We start from the raw sequence: 14374 nt of genomic DNA on the forward strand, positions 1-14374 counted from the left end.
TTAGTGTATAAAATTTTGAACAATTAAAAAGGAGTTGTATTCAGACTGAATTTATTAATTCAATCTGATACAGCTCCATTTTTTATTTTATGTAATAAGAGAATTAGATGAAACTTTCTCTAAATAGGAGCGATCTATAATTTTATAGAACTTACCGTTTTTAACTAATTTATTTGTGCTACAAAATAAATTAATTATTCTTAATAAATGTCTATAGCTTGTACATAAAAGTTCGGCACATTCTGTTAAGTTGTAAGAGAAAATTCCATCTTTTTCAGTTTTTAATATAAAAGAGGCTAACCTACTTTCTAATGATTCATAAAGGTTGATACATGTAGTATTATTCATATAGCTAAGTCTTTCACCTAGGTTTTGACAAATATATCTTAAGAATATCACATCATTTAAAAGCAAATCCCTATATTTCATTGATATACCAATACAATAAGCTTTGGAGGTGGCTTGAACTGAGGCTGTAGGAGGTTTATTCCATAAACTACAGGTTTCGCCTACGATTTCAAAAGAATTAAAAAGAGTTATAGACATTATTTTACCTGAAGTTGAGTGAGAAAAAACTTTTAGTTTTCCACTTACTAAAAAATATAGATAATCAGAACATTCACCTTCATTAATTAAAAAATCTCCTTTATTTAAAGAAAAAAGTTCTAATAAGTTAGTAATATCTTGTGAAAATAGTTCAGAAATACCGGTATTATTAACATATGTATCTAATAATTCTTGGTTTTTAACATTTATCATAGTTCCTCCCAATAAGTGAGTAAATTAATAATATTGTTCGTTTATTTATATTCATAATTTTAACATACAGAAAAATATATAACAATAAGTTCTAAAACTAAGAAAAATAAGGAAATACATAAAGTTTGTAAAAATAAAATTTTACAAATACCCAATTAATATTTAGTAAAATATTAAATTAGTTTATATAATTTATCTAGATAAAATGGAATTATTTAAGAAAAAACGAATATTAACATAGAAAACTAAAAAAATATACAGTTTTTTCGTCAAAATATGACTTATGTCATATTTTTTAATGTATATAATTATTATAATTAAATTAACAAATGAACTATAGGAGATGAAATAATGAAAAAAATAATAACTTCTTTACTACTTATTATGACAACATTTCTTTTTGCTGGATGTTCTAATTCAGGAAATGATAAATCAGCAGGAAGTCAAGGTACTGATGGAGATTATTCAAAATTAAATATAGCTTTAATTTCAGATACAATTGGGACAGAACAATTTATTCTTCAAGCATACGAAGCTTTAGAAGAAGCAAGTGAAACTTATGGATTCAATATGACATCTATTGAATGTACAGATACTGCTGCATGGGAAGAAAATACTCTTGCTGCATCTAATGAAGGATATGATTTAATTATAGGAATTGGATGGCAAGCTGCTGATCCATTTAGTGATGCTGCAGATAAATTTCCAAATACAAAATATGCTGTAATTGATACAACTGCATCTAATGAAAAGGTAACAAGTTTTGGATTTGATGAAGCACAAGGAGCATACGTTTTAGGAGTAATGGTTGGAACAGCCTTCCCTAATGAAAGCTTATATGGATATATTGCATCATTCCAAACACAAGCAACTTACAAATATAGATACGGATTTTCTGAAGGTGTAAAATCTGTTAATCCAAATGCTAACTTTATGTATAACTATATTAACTCATATAATGATACAAACTTAGCTTATGAATATACATTACAACAAAAGGCGGCAGGAGCTAACTTTATATTTGGTGGAGTATCTGCTAGTGCAAATTCAGGTATATATCAAGCAGCTCAAGAGTTAAGTAAAAAGGGTACACCAATATACACAACTGGATTAAGTATTGACCAAACAACTTCTGAAAACCCAAGTATTATTAGTGGATTATTAAAGAATACTGGTGCTGTTATGAATACTATAATTGATGAATTCTTAGCTGGTGAATTAAATGGTGGTTCACAAGTTCTTGGATTAAAAGAAGGAGCATTTGGAGTTGTTGGTGTTTCTCCAGAAGAAATGAATTATAGAAATACTGAAATTATAACTGATGAAGTTATAGCAGCTGGTAAGGCAGCAGCAGAAAAGATTATTTCAGGCGAAATAGTAATAGAAGTTCCTGAAGAGTCTGCAAACTAATTAGGGTATAATTTATATTTAGTGTACTTAATATAAGGGGCAGAGGCAATTTTTGCTTTGCCTCTTATTATATTCCAGATTAATTTAGAAAAGGAGTAACTTTGACATGCTTTTAGAAATGAAAAATATTGTTAAAACCTATGGTAATGTAGTAGCTAACAACAAGGTTAATATTAATCTTAATAAAGGAGAGATACTAGCTGTTGTTGGAGAGAATGGTGCAGGAAAGTCTACTATAATGAAGATACTTTATGGATTAGAAAAGCCAGACTCAGGAGAAATATTTATAGATGGTAAGAAGATGAATTTTCATAATCCATCAGATGCAATGAAACAGGGAATAGGAATGGTTCAACAACATTTTATGCTTTTTGAATCAATGACTGTTGCAGAAAATATTGTATATAAAAATGAAATGAAAAAAGGAATATTTTTTGATTATAAAAAGAATATTCAAATGGTAGAAGAGCTTTCAAAGCGTTATATGTTAGATGTAGATCCAAATGCTATTGTTGAGGAATGTCCTGTTGGCCTTCAACAACGTGTTGAAATATTAAAAACTCTTTATCAAAATGCAGATATTATAATTTTTGATGAACCTTCTGCAGTTCTTACTCCTATTGAAGTGGACGAGCTTTTAAAAACTATGAAACAGTTAGCTAAATTAGGTAAAAGCTTAATAATTATAACTCATAAGCTTCATGAAGTTATGGAAGTTGCAGATAGAGTAGTAGTAATGAGACTTGGAGAAGTTGTTGCTGAAAAATTAAAGAAAGATACAAGTATAGAAGAGTTATCTTATTTAATGGTAGGAAGACAAATCGCTAATAGAGTAATTCCTGAAAAGGAAGCTAAAGAACAGCTTTTAGAGGTTAAAAATTTAACTTTAAAGGGTGAACATAATAAAAACATCTTAAATAATGTTAACTTACATATTAAAAAAGGTGAAATAGTAGGTATTGCAGGTGTATCTGGTAACGGTCAATCTGAGCTTATTAGATGTATAACAGGATTAGATAAGGTTGATAGTGGTAATGTAATTATTAATAAAAAGGATATCACAAATAATACTGTAATGGGTATAAGAGAAGCCGGTATTGCTCATATTCCAGAGGATAGATATATGTGGGGAAGTGCACCGGAGGCAACACTTGCTGAGAATGCATTAATGGGATATGAAGATAGTGAAGAATTCTCTAAAAAAGGAATTTTAAATATTAATAAAGTTACAAAGCATGCTGTAGAGTTAATTTCAAAATTTAGAGTTAAAGCTGATTCACATACACAAAAAATAAAAGAGCTTTCAGGTGGAAATGCACAAAAACTTATCGTTGCAAGAGAAATGTCTATGGAGACTCCACTTATTATTGCTTGTGAACCTACAAGAGGGATTGATATAGGAGCAATAGAGTTTATTCATGATCAACTTGTTGCAAAGAGAAATAAAGGAGATAGTGTATTATTGGTATCTTCAGAATTAAGTGAGATTATGGACTTAAGTGATAGAATTTATGTAATTTATGATGGGGAAATTGTTGGTGAATTTAAAAGAGGAAGTATTGATGAAAAGGCATTAGGTCTTTTAATGGTAGGAGGTAAAAATAATGAAAAGTAAAAGCTCGTTATCAGGAAGTATTACAAGAAGTAAACTTTCAACTATATTTGAACCATTAAAACATCCTCTACAAGCTATTGTTGTTGGATTATTAATAGGTGGTGTAATTATTGCACTTTCTGGATTTAATCCTTTTGAAGCAATTATAGGAATGTTTAAAGGTGGATTTGGCTCAACTTATTATTTAACTACAACCTTAACACGTTCTATTCCTATTATATTTGCTGGACTTTCTGGTGCATTAGCTTGGGGATCTGGTTATTCTAGTTTAGGTGCTGCAGGGCAGATGGTTTTAGGTGCCTTTACTTCATCAGTTGTAGCTGTAATATGTCCAGGGGCACCAGCATTTGTTGTTATAATATCTATTATTAGTGGTGCTTTAGTAGGGATTTTATATTCACTTATTTCAGCATATGTAAGTGAAAGATTTAAGTTGGATTTACTTATTATAACTCTTATGATGAACTATGTTGCTGATTACATAGCATCTTACTTTACAACATATGTTGTAAAAGACCCATTAGGTTTAGACTCATCAGCAATTCAAACTCAAAAGTTAACTGATAATATTTTACCTAAAATGTTTGAAGGATATTCATTACATTGGGGATTTGTAATTGCAATTATTTGTGTCTTAATTGTACTTTTTATAATGAAGAGAACAAGTTTTGGATATAAAGCAAAGATGGGTGGATTAAATCCTAACTTTGCTAATTATGGTGGTGTTAACAGTACTAAGATGATGTACTATGTATTAATGTTAAGTGGTGCATTAGCTGGTATTGGTGGTGCATGTGAAGTTTTAGGAACAAGATATCGTTATGTTGATAATATGATTACATCTCCAGGATATGCATGGACTGGTATTATAGCTTCATTAATGTCAAGCAATCATCCAGTTGGTATTTTAGTAAGTAGTATTTTCTTAGCTGGTCTTACAACAGGGGGAAGTACTATCGAACGTAGTATGGGAGTACCATCTGAAGTAACAACGATTATTCAAGGAATTATCACCTTATTAATTACTGCAAAATTTGCTGTGAAGTGGTATAAGAAAAAACAAAATACAACAGATAAGAAGGGAGTACAATAATGGAGTTAAGTGTAGATTATTTAGCAGTGGTAGCTAATTCCACTCTTCGTATGATGACACCTATTTTATTAGTTACATTAGCTGCAGCTATATGTTCTAAGGTACGTATTTTTAATATTGCAATGGAAGGAACTATGCTAACAGGCGCATTTTTCAGTATTGTTGCAAATTATTACACTCATAATGTATTTTTATCTGTTCTTGCAGGTGCAATTAGTGGAATGATAGTATCTGCTATTGTAGGATTTTGTATAATTAAATTAAAAGCATCTCCTGTTGTTGTTGGTATGGCAACTAATACTATGATGGGAGGAGTTACAACATATTTACTTTATATAATTTTTAAAACAAAGGGAGTATTTACTGACCCTAGTTTAGTAAGTCTTCCAAAAATTGATTTACCTATTATTAAGGATATTCCTGTATTAGGGACTATTTTTTCAGGATTAACATTTGTTGATTATTTAGCATTTATACTAGCTATAGGAATGTATATATTCTTATATAAGACAGTATTAGGATATAGATTACGTGCTATAGGTATAAATAAAGAAGCTGCAAGAAGTCTTGGTACTCCAGTAGAAAAGTATCAATTCCTTACAATAAGTTTATCAGGAATATTATGTGGATTAGGTGGAGTTCTTCTTTCTATGGGAACTGTAACACTATTTATGCAAAACATGACTTCAGGACGTGGATATATTGCTATGGCTGCTAATAATTTAGGAAAGTCTCATCCAATAGGGGTTCTTTTATCAAGTTTATTCTTTGGATTCTCACAAGCAGCAGGAAATGTACTTCAGAATACATCTTTAAAAACACAAATTACAGCTTCTATTCCTTATGTAGCAACAATTGTTGCACTTATATTATTTAGTATACAAACTAAAAGAAATAAGAAAAAGAAGATTAAGTAGGTGTAGAATATGAAGTTTTTACATTTATCAGATATTCACTTTTTAAGAGAGTATCCAAAAGCTGAAAAAGGTTATAATTCTATTTTTAATAATATGACAAGTCCTTTAATACAGATAAGAAAATCTTTAGAACAAATAGACTTAAGTAAAATAGATTTTGTTATTATAACTGGAGATTTAGTGGAATCAGGAACTTATGAAGATTATGTAATTTTAAAAAGTGAATTAGAAAAATTATTAGGTAATACTCCATATATACTTACTTTAGGAAATCATGATAATAAAGAGGCTTTTTATAAGGGCTGGTTTAATAAAGAATGTAATGCTCCTTATAATACTGTTAATGAAATAGGTGAATTAAGAATAATTAGTTTTGATAATTCACAGTATAAAAATAGTGATGGATTTATTTCAGATGAGCAGTATGAGTGGTTAGAAAATCAATTAAAGGGTAGCACTAAAAAAGATACTATTTTAATGCTTCATCATCATCTTATAAAAGATCAATTTACTACACCAGCTGTTAGTTATGATGATAGATTTGAAAATATAATAAGAGAAAGTTCTATAATTGGAATTTTTGCTGGTCATACTCATCATCCTTTTAAAGGTTGTTTTGCAGAGAAGCCTTATTTCTCTACAGGTAGTCTTAGTTTTATAGGATATGATGAGAGTAATGGTATTGTAAGGTTTGAGGAAAGTGCCAAGTTTAGTCTTTGTACCTATGAAAATGGTGAAATATCAGTAGAGGTAATTTCGGCTTTAGATGATAATAAGTTATTAGGAGTAGTTAATTTTAGAGAATAAAATATAAATTAATATTTAAAAAAGATGATTTCTAATATTAAATAGGAATCATCTTTTTTTTAGTATATTATAATAATTGACATTATCAATTATTAGAGTATAATTGATAGTATCAAGTATTTAAGAGGTGTTTTTTATGAATAAATTAGATAAGTTTATAAATGAATTATGTGGAACATTTAATAATGATAGGCAAATAAATGATGAGTTAGAATCAGGAGAGTTAAAACATCCAAAGGCAAAGCATATAAATGGTGTTTGTAATGATAAGATAATTAATTTGCCAAATGATTTTTCAGGATATTTTGTTATTGAAGAAAGTTATTATGAACAAGGAAAATTTAAAAATATTCTTCCGCACCTATTCTTATTTACAGTTAATGAAGATGATAATATAGTTTTAACTTCTTATGAAATTCCAAGTAATATCTCAAAAGAAGAATTTAGAAATGATAATGAAAACTTAACCATGGATTATAAAGAACTTAAAGTTTCTTCTAAGTTTACTCCTATGGTTTACAAAGAAAAAAATAATGCGTATGAAGGAGAAAGTATTAGTAATTTTACACCAGAAACTGAATTTACTTTAAGGGAGAAAATTGAAAATGGTAAAATGTATGTAAGTGAAGTTTTTAGAAAGAATGGTAAAATTACTTTTGGATTTGTTGATCCAATAGTTTATGAAAAAATAAGTTAATATTAGAAAAGAGGAATATGATTGTCATATAAAATATTAGGTAAATATTTATCAGATTTAAATAGAGACTTTATAAGATATTCTGAATCAAATCTATCGGAATATGGATTAACTCTTAATATGTGGCGTTGCATGATAATAATAGAAAATAATAGAGGCTGCAATTTGAAAGACATAGCAAAAGCATTAAATGTAGATAGTGCAATTATAACAAGAAATATAAAAAAGCTTGAAGATTTAAATTATGTTATAAAAGTAAAAAGGGATAATGATAATAGATTTTTTGATTTATGCCTTACTGATAAAGGATTAGATATTCTTAAGTTAATTAATGAATATCATGATAAATGGTATGAAAAAATAACTCATAATTTTAATGAAGAGGAAGTTAGTAATTTAATTAATCTACTTAATAAGCTTTGTAGTAATATTTAAAATAAAAAAAATTAGATAAAGAGTCCAGTGACAAATGTTACTGGACTTTATTCGTAATGTAGAAAATTAAAGATTATTAATAAGAATTTTGCACAAACTTTTTATAGGAGTAATTGGAGGTGTAAAATGAAACTTGCAACAATTAAAAATTTAAAAAAGTATTATGGAGATAGATTAATATTAGATATAGATAAATTTGAAATAGAAGAAAAAGATAAGATAGGGGTTGTAGGTGAAAACGGAGCGGGAAAAACAACATTATTGAAAATTTTACTTGGAGAAATAAAAGCTGATGAAGGTTTGGTAAATTTAACAGATAGTTATTCATATATAAGCCAAATAGATGAGGGATATACTATTTGTAATAATAGTAAGGTGAAAAAAGTTTTTAGTGCTCCTGATGAATATGAAGACTATTTATCTGGAGGAGAAAAAGTAAAAATTAGAGTAGTGAGTGCATTAGAAGAAAATACAAGCCTTATTATAGCAGATGAACCTACTTCTAATTTAGATAGTGAAAGTATTAAAGTTTTAGATAATATGTTTAAAAAGTATAAGGGAGCATTATTAATAGTTTCACATGATAGAAAATTTTTAGATGATGTATGTAATGAAATTGTAGAGATAGAAGAGGGAAGATTAAAAATATATAAGGGTAATTATAGCAAATATTTAACTTTAAAAGAAGAAAATCATAAGAAACAAAAAAGAGAATATGAAAAATATATACATGAAAAAGATAGATTAGAGCGTGTAATAAATGAAAAAGAAGTACTTAGAGATAGAATAAAAAAGGCACCTAAAGGAATGGGAAAATCAGAAGCAAAAACTATTAAAATGGGAGAGCAAAGAGGAAAAAAACATATTGAAAACAATATAAAATCAATAGAAAAAAGAATAGAGCATATGGAAGTTAAGGCACCACCTAAGAAGAAAGAAAGGATTATAATTAATATAAATAAAGGTACTGAAATTGCTACTAAAAATTTAATAGAAATTAAGAAATTAAAGTTACTAGTAGAAGATAAAATTTTAGTGAATGAAATTAATTTAAATATAAGAAATGGAGCTAAAATTGCACTAATTGGAGCTAATGGGTGTGGGAAAACCACTTTATTAAGACGAATTTTAAGCAATGATTCAAAAGAAATAAATATATCAAGTAATGTTAAAATAGGATACTTTGATCAAAAACAAGATATTTTAAATAATGAAAAGAGTATTTTAGAAAATATAAAAGAAGATTCTAAGTGGGATGATAGCTTTATAAGAATAAATTTAAGTGAGTTTGGGTTTAAGAAAGACTCTGTAAATAAAATGGTAAGTGAATTATCGGGTGGAGAAAGAGTCAAAGTAGCTATATGTAAAATAATATTATCTGACAATAACTTATTAATATTAGATGAACCAACTAATTATTTAGATATAAAAACTATAGAAGCATTAGAAAATGCTTTAGTTAATACTAATAAAACTTTATTATTGGTATCACATGATATAGAGTTTATCTCTAATGTATGTAACCACATAATTGAGATTAAGGATAAAGAGATAAAGGAATTTGCAGGAACTTATACTGAATATATTAAGAGTTTTAAAAGTATTAGAAAGAATTCAGAAAATAAACATTTAGATGATGAAATATTACTTCTTGAGAATAAATTATCGGAGGTGCTTTCTCTTTTATCAATAGAAACTAAAGAAGATAAAAAGGAGAAACTTAATAAAGAGTATTTAGAGCTTATAAATTCTTTAAGAGAAGTAAAATTAAAAAGAGAATCATAATTTAGGATAATATTACAAAACACTAATGTTATATTGTCTTATTTATCTTTATAAATTATACTGAATTTATAAAATATATGAATATATAAAAGGGAAATAATGATGATGGAAGAAAAAGTGAAAAACAAGATTTCAATCCCTCGATATCAACAAATAGCAATTGAAATTGCTTCGAGGATTTCTAGTGGACAATATAAGGTTGGAGAAAAGATATATGCACGTTCATCTATAGCCAGTCAATATGGGGTTTCTTCGGAAACCGCAAGGCGTGCAATTTGTATATTATGCGATTTAGAAATTGTTACATCAGAAAAGGGAAGTGGAGTTATAATTAAATCATATGAAAATGCGGTTAACTTCATTAAGCAATATAGTAAGCGTCAAACTATTGATACTATAAAAGAAAATTTACTAAAAAGCATAGCACGTCAGCAAAAAGAAATGGATACTTTAAATGAATGTTTATCTGATTTAATTGCAGCATCAGAACATTTTAGATCAATGAATCCATTTATGCCATTTGAAGTAAAGATAACTGCAGAATGTTCTTATTTAAATAAGACTGTATCAGAAATTCAATTTTGGCAACACACAGGAGCTACTGTGCTTGCCATTGGTAGAAATGGAAATGTAATTAAATCACCAGGACCATATGCTATATTATTAGAAAATGATATTATATATTTTCTATCACAAGATGATTCCTCACAAAGAGTGAAGGAGTTTTTATATCCTATAAAATAATAAGAGAGTTTTAAAGTGCTCAAGGCTAAAAATAGTCTTGGGCATTTTTCTATTATTTGACAAAGTAACAACTTTGTAATAAAATGAGGTTGTTACTTGGTAAAAGGAGGAATAAAATGATTAGATTTGAAAATGTCACAAAAAGATACAAAGCAAAACAAGTACTAAAAGAAATTAATTTAACAATTGAAAAAGGAAAGCTTGTCACAATTATTGGAGAAAGTGGTTGTGGGAAAACTACTTTATTAAAAATGATAAATAGATTAATTAAACCTTCTAGTGGATTTATTTATATTAATAATAAAAAATACAATCAATTGATGAAGTCATGCTAAGGAGAAATATAGGTTATGTTATACAGCAGACTGGCTTATTTCCTCATATGACTATTAGAGAAAATATAGAGCTTATTCCTAAGTTGCAAAAAGTTGATTCAGAAAAGATTATTGAAAACACTAAAAAATTAATGCAGATGGTAGGTTTAAATTGTGAAGAATTTTTAGATCGTTATCCAACAGAATTAAGTGGTGGACAACAACAACGGGTCGGTGTAGCTAGAGCATTTGCTAATGATCCAGATATTATTCTTATGGACGAGCCTTTTTCAGCTCTAGATCCAATGACAAGATCAGATTTGCAGGATGAGCTTGTTGAATTACAATCTAAATTAAAAAAGACTATTGTATTTGTTACACATGATATGGATGATGCCATTAAAATTTCAGATATGATTTGTATAATGAAAGATGGAGAAGTATTACAATACGATACTCCAGAAAATATATTGAGGAATCCAGTTGATGAATTTGTTTCTAATTTTGTAGGTAAGAATAGAATATGGTCATCTCCAGAATATATAAAAATTTCAGATATAATGATTGATAAGCCAATTACATCATATAAAAATTTATCTGTTTTTAAATGTATTGATAAAATGCGTCAAAAAAAGGTGGACAGCCTTCTTATAATTGAGCCTAATGATCATAAACTAATTGGTATTGTAAAAGCAAGTAAGCTTAGGGGAATTGAAGATAAAACTCAGCCTGTAGAAAAGTTTATGAATAAAAATTTCTCAACTCTTCTCATAGATGAATGTATTTTAGATGCTTTAAAGGTGGTTACAGAAGAGCATATATCTACTGTTCCAGTTGTTGATGATGATTCGCATTTAGTAGGTCTAGTCACAAGAAGTAGCCTAGTTACAACATTAAGTCAACAATATTTTGATTATGAGGAGGATGAAATTATATGAGTTTATTGCAATATGTAATTGATAATCAAGCACAAATATTATCATTATTAATAGAGCATATAAAACTGACAGCAATTTCTGTTGGAGTAGCAATTTTAATTGGAGTACCTCTAGGGATTTTCATTTCATATGCATCTAAAGCTAGTAAGCCTATTTTATGTATAGCAAATATTATACAAGCTATACCCAGTATGGCTCTCCTTGGATTTATGATACCGCTTTTAGGAATAGGAACAGTACCTGCTATAGTTGCAGTTGTTCTTTACTCACTTCTTCCTATTATAAAAAATACCTATACTGGAATTCAGAATATTAATGAGCAGACTCTTGAGGCTGCAAAAGGTATTGGGCTTACGCCATTTCAGGTATTAACTAAAGTACAAATACCTTTAGCTCTTCCAGTGATTATGGCAGGGGTACGTATTGCATCAGTAACTGCCGTAGGACTTATGACTATGGCTGCATTTATAGGGGCTGGTGGTTTGGGTTATCTTGTCTTTTCAGGTATTCGTACAGTAAATAATAATCAAATATTAGCAGGAGCTATTCCAGCATGTTTATTAGCTTTATTAGTAGATTTCTTAATTGGATTGGTAGAAAACCTAGTTATGCCTATTAGTCTTCAAAAAGGTAATATAAAATCTAAAAAGAAAAAACGTACAACACAAAAGGCAATATTGAGTATTTCAGCATTGGTTCTTGTAATTATTTTTGTTGTAACTTCTTTTGGAAATACAGGAAATGAGCAGCGTACAATTACTATTGGATCTAAAGATTATACTGAACAAGCTGTTTTAGGAAATTTAGTTGCTGATTTAATAGAGGCAAAGACAGATATAAAAGTAAATAGAAAATTAGATTTGGGTGGAACTCAAGTTTGTTTTGGAGCACTTCAAAGTGGTGATATAGATATGTATGTTGAATATAGTGGAACAGCTTATAGTGATACACTAAAGCATACTCCAATTAATGATGTAGATGAAGTTTATAATACAGTAAAAAAAGAGTTTAAAGAACTTTATGATATCGAAGTATTAAAGCAAATGAGTTTTAATAATACTTGGGTTTTAGCAGTAACTGAAGAAACCGCTGAAAAATATAATTTAGAGACAATAAGCGATTTAGCTAAAGTTGCTGGATCTATGAAAGCAGGAGTTGTTTTTGAATTTGCAAATCGTGAAGATGGGTTGCCAGGATTGCAAAAGGCATATAATTTTAAAATGGGTGAGGTGTTAACATTAGATGGAGCACCAAGGTATACGGCTTTAGTTAACGATGAAGTAGAAGTAGTTGATGCATTTGCAACTGATGGATTATTAAAAAAGTTTAATTTAAAAACATTAAGTGATGATAAGGGATTTTTTCCACCATATTATGCAATGCCTATTATCAGTTCGGATAAATTAGAAGAGTTTCCAGAAATAGAAGGAATTTTAGAGGAACTTGGATCTGTTCTTACAAATGAAGTTATGATGGAGCTAAATTATAAGGTAGATGAGTTGCAAGAGTCACCATCAAAAGTTGCAAGAGATTTTCTTGAAAGTAAGGGCATGATATAAAATTTAGTTGTTAATTTTTAATGTGGATATTTATTATACTTTTATTTAGTTTTATTAAAATAATAATTGTAATATAACAAAATTTAAGAACAATCAGCAATTCACCTCTTTTCAATAATAGAATACTATATTAGAGGAAGGGAGGTGATTAAAGGGTGTCATTAGAAGTTGTAGGATTTTATAGAGATTCAGAATCATTATATGATGAGTGTAAAAGGTGTATATCTTATTATTCTCTTGTAACTATGAGTAATGGAAGTATGTTAGAGGGAATTATCGAAGAAGTAAATAATGATAGTGTTAATATATTAGTTGCTGAATATGTATATGAGGATGATTATAAAGAGGAAATGAATAGGCAACAATCGATGGAATATAGGCAACGAGGTGGATTTAGGAGATTTGGAAGAAGAAATTTTCCAATTAACAATATAAATAGGGTAAGGCCAGTAAGGTTCCCATATATAATACCATTTTATCCATACCCATACCCTTATCCATATCCGTATTTTCCTTATTAAATATAGTTATATGACATAAAAATAGAGTAATATTTTTTAGTTGAAAATAAGTATAATTTTTACATTTATGCACATACTTTTTTGAGGTTTTCATTAAAGATGTGCATTTATTTTTATGAAGGATAGGCTACTGATTAAATTAGTAGCCTTATTAAACTATATATTTATAATAAAATTTTTAAAGCAAAAAATACTTATTAATATCAGAAGATAATTTTAATATGCCATTAATATCATCTTTATTTTGGTTAACTGAAATCCAACGTATAGAATTCATAATAATAAATGTGTATATTTGAGCTATATAGGCATTTCCAAGATTATATTTATCTACTCTATTAGTACGTTCAAGATAATCAAAGCAACGGTTATATATAATATTAGTTAGTTGATTGAATAAGTCCAAATTTTGCTCGTTTAACTCAAGAAAAGTCTTGAATATATCAGCATTTTCGTATACATAATTAAGAAGTTCTCCGGCTGTTTCTATTTTTAATGTCATAGACTTATCACAAAAATAGTTAGTAGCAACAGCTGTAAAGTTAGAAATTAGCTTATCAAAGAAATATTCCAGTAAGTCATATTTATCCTTATAGTGGGAGTAAAAGGTAGAACGGCTTATCATAGCCTCATCACAAATATCCTTTATTGTAATATTAACAAAAGATTTTTCTTTTAAAAGATGTAAAAAGGTATCTTCAATATTTTTTATAGTCTTTTGAACACGTATATCTTTTGATTCCATTATAAAACCTCAATTTATATAATTTAGATAATAGT

The 14374-nt window shown here is 28.2% G+C and carries 13 protein-coding genes and 1 pseudogene; 12 read left to right on the forward strand and 2 right to left on the reverse strand.

The window, feature by feature from the left end; genetic code table 11:
- Positions 1–87: 87 nt before the first annotated feature.
- Positions 88–759: a cyclic nucleotide-binding domain-containing protein gene (locus HCG76_RS09485; protein WP_221700107.1), complete on the reverse strand. Its 672-nt coding sequence runs from the start codon at positions 757–759 to the stop codon at positions 88–90.
- Between the two features lie 351 nt (positions 760–1110).
- On the opposite strand from HCG76_RS09485, the gene HCG76_RS09490 reads away from it, so the two are divergent.
- The 12 genes and pseudogenes from HCG76_RS09490 to HCG76_RS09545 all read left to right on the forward strand — a co-directional run bounded on the left by HCG76_RS09490 (position 1111) and on the right by HCG76_RS09545 (position 13594).
- Positions 1111–2169, forward strand: a complete 1059-nt coding sequence (locus HCG76_RS09490) for a BMP family lipoprotein (protein WP_133015996.1) — start codon at positions 1111–1113, stop codon at positions 2167–2169.
- Between the two features lie 106 nt (positions 2170–2275).
- Positions 2276–3784 carry an ABC transporter ATP-binding protein gene (locus tag HCG76_RS09495; protein ID WP_221700108.1) on the forward strand — a complete coding sequence of 503 codons (1509 nt, stop codon included), beginning with the start codon at positions 2276–2278 and terminating at the stop codon, positions 3782–3784.
- Positions 3774–4877: an ABC transporter permease gene (locus tag HCG76_RS09500; protein WP_221700109.1), complete on the forward strand. Its 1104-nt coding sequence runs from the start codon at positions 3774–3776 to the stop codon at positions 4875–4877. Before HCG76_RS09495 ends, HCG76_RS09500 begins: the two co-directional genes overlap by 11 nt.
- On the forward strand, positions 4877–5794 hold the full coding sequence (locus HCG76_RS09505; RefSeq protein WP_133015993.1) for an ABC transporter permease: 918 nt from the start codon (positions 4877–4879) through the stop codon (positions 5792–5794). Before HCG76_RS09500 ends, HCG76_RS09505 begins: the two co-directional genes overlap by 1 nt.
- Before the next feature lie 9 nt (positions 5795–5803).
- On the forward strand, positions 5804–6601 hold the full coding sequence (locus tag HCG76_RS09510; RefSeq protein ID WP_221700110.1) for a metallophosphoesterase family protein: 798 nt from the start codon (positions 5804–5806) through the stop codon (positions 6599–6601).
- A gap of 136 nt (positions 6602–6737) precedes the next feature.
- A complete protein-coding gene (locus tag HCG76_RS09515; protein ID WP_221700111.1) occupies positions 6738–7298 on the forward strand; it encodes a hypothetical protein in 561 nt (186 codons plus the stop codon).
- Between the two features lie 21 nt (positions 7299–7319).
- Positions 7320–7733, forward strand: a complete 414-nt coding sequence (locus HCG76_RS09520; protein WP_221700112.1) for a MarR family winged helix-turn-helix transcriptional regulator — start codon at positions 7320–7322, stop codon at positions 7731–7733.
- Positions 7734–7859: 126 nt separating this feature from the next.
- The gene (gene cplR / locus HCG76_RS09525; RefSeq protein WP_221700113.1) at positions 7860–9518 is read left to right on the forward strand and encodes an ABC-F type ribosomal protection protein CplR; all 1659 of its coding nucleotides are present in this window, start codon (positions 7860–7862) and stop codon (positions 9516–9518) included.
- 117 nt (positions 9519–9635) lie between these two features.
- Positions 9636–10262, forward strand: coding sequence for a TrkA C-terminal domain-containing protein (locus HCG76_RS09530; RefSeq protein WP_365941232.1), 627 nt, complete (start codon positions 9636–9638; stop codon positions 10260–10262).
- A gap of 116 nt (positions 10263–10378) precedes the next feature.
- Positions 10379–11514, forward strand: a pseudogene (locus tag HCG76_RS09535) (ABC transporter ATP-binding protein).
- Positions 11511–13073 (forward strand): ABC transporter permease/substrate-binding protein, encoded by a 1563-nt coding sequence (locus tag HCG76_RS09540; RefSeq protein ID WP_221700114.1) that lies wholly within the window; start codon positions 11511–11513, stop codon positions 13071–13073. The pseudogene HCG76_RS09535 and the gene HCG76_RS09540 overlap by 4 nt, the downstream one beginning before the upstream one ends.
- 155 nt (positions 13074–13228) lie before the next feature.
- On the forward strand, positions 13229–13594 hold the full coding sequence (locus HCG76_RS09545) for a hypothetical protein (protein ID WP_221700115.1): 366 nt from the start codon (positions 13229–13231) through the stop codon (positions 13592–13594).
- Between the two features lie 178 nt (positions 13595–13772).
- On the opposite strand, the gene HCG76_RS09550 is transcribed toward HCG76_RS09545, so the two are convergent.
- Positions 13773–14339 carry a TetR/AcrR family transcriptional regulator gene (locus HCG76_RS09550; protein ID WP_221700116.1) on the reverse strand — a complete coding sequence of 189 codons (567 nt, stop codon included), beginning with the start codon at positions 14337–14339 and terminating at the stop codon, positions 13773–13775.
- Positions 14340–14374: the final 35 nt, after the last annotated feature.

The organism is Clostridium sp. K13 (genome assembly GCF_019734195.1).
Lineage (GTDB): Bacteria > Bacillota > Clostridia > Clostridiales > Clostridiaceae > Clostridium.

Bases quoted from the DNA above. Each gene is read 5' to 3' on its own strand.
- HCG76_RS09485 (WP_221700107.1), bottom strand. From the start codon at position 759: ATGATAAATGTTAAAAACCAAGAATTATTAGATACATATGTTAATAAT.
- HCG76_RS09490 (WP_133015996.1), top strand. From the start codon at position 1,111: ATGAAAAAAATAATAACTTCTTTACTACTTATTATGACAACATTTCTT.
- HCG76_RS09495 (WP_221700108.1), top strand. From the start codon at position 2,276: ATGCTTTTAGAAATGAAAAATATTGTTAAAACCTATGGTAATGTAGTA.
- HCG76_RS09500 (WP_221700109.1), top strand. From the start codon at position 3,774: ATGAAAAGTAAAAGCTCGTTATCAGGAAGTATTACAAGAAGTAAACTT.
- HCG76_RS09505 (WP_133015993.1), top strand. From the start codon at position 4,877: ATGGAGTTAAGTGTAGATTATTTAGCAGTGGTAGCTAATTCCACTCTT.
- HCG76_RS09510 (WP_221700110.1), top strand. From the start codon at position 5,804: ATGAAGTTTTTACATTTATCAGATATTCACTTTTTAAGAGAGTATCCA.
- HCG76_RS09515 (WP_221700111.1), top strand. From the start codon at position 6,738: ATGAATAAATTAGATAAGTTTATAAATGAATTATGTGGAACATTTAAT.
- cplR (WP_221700113.1), top strand. From the start codon at position 7,860: ATGAAACTTGCAACAATTAAAAATTTAAAAAAGTATTATGGAGATAGA.
- HCG76_RS09540 (WP_221700114.1), top strand. From the start codon at position 11,511: ATGAGTTTATTGCAATATGTAATTGATAATCAAGCACAAATATTATCA.
- HCG76_RS09550 (WP_221700116.1), bottom strand. From the start codon at position 14,339: ATGGAATCAAAAGATATACGTGTTCAAAAGACTATAAAAAATATTGAA.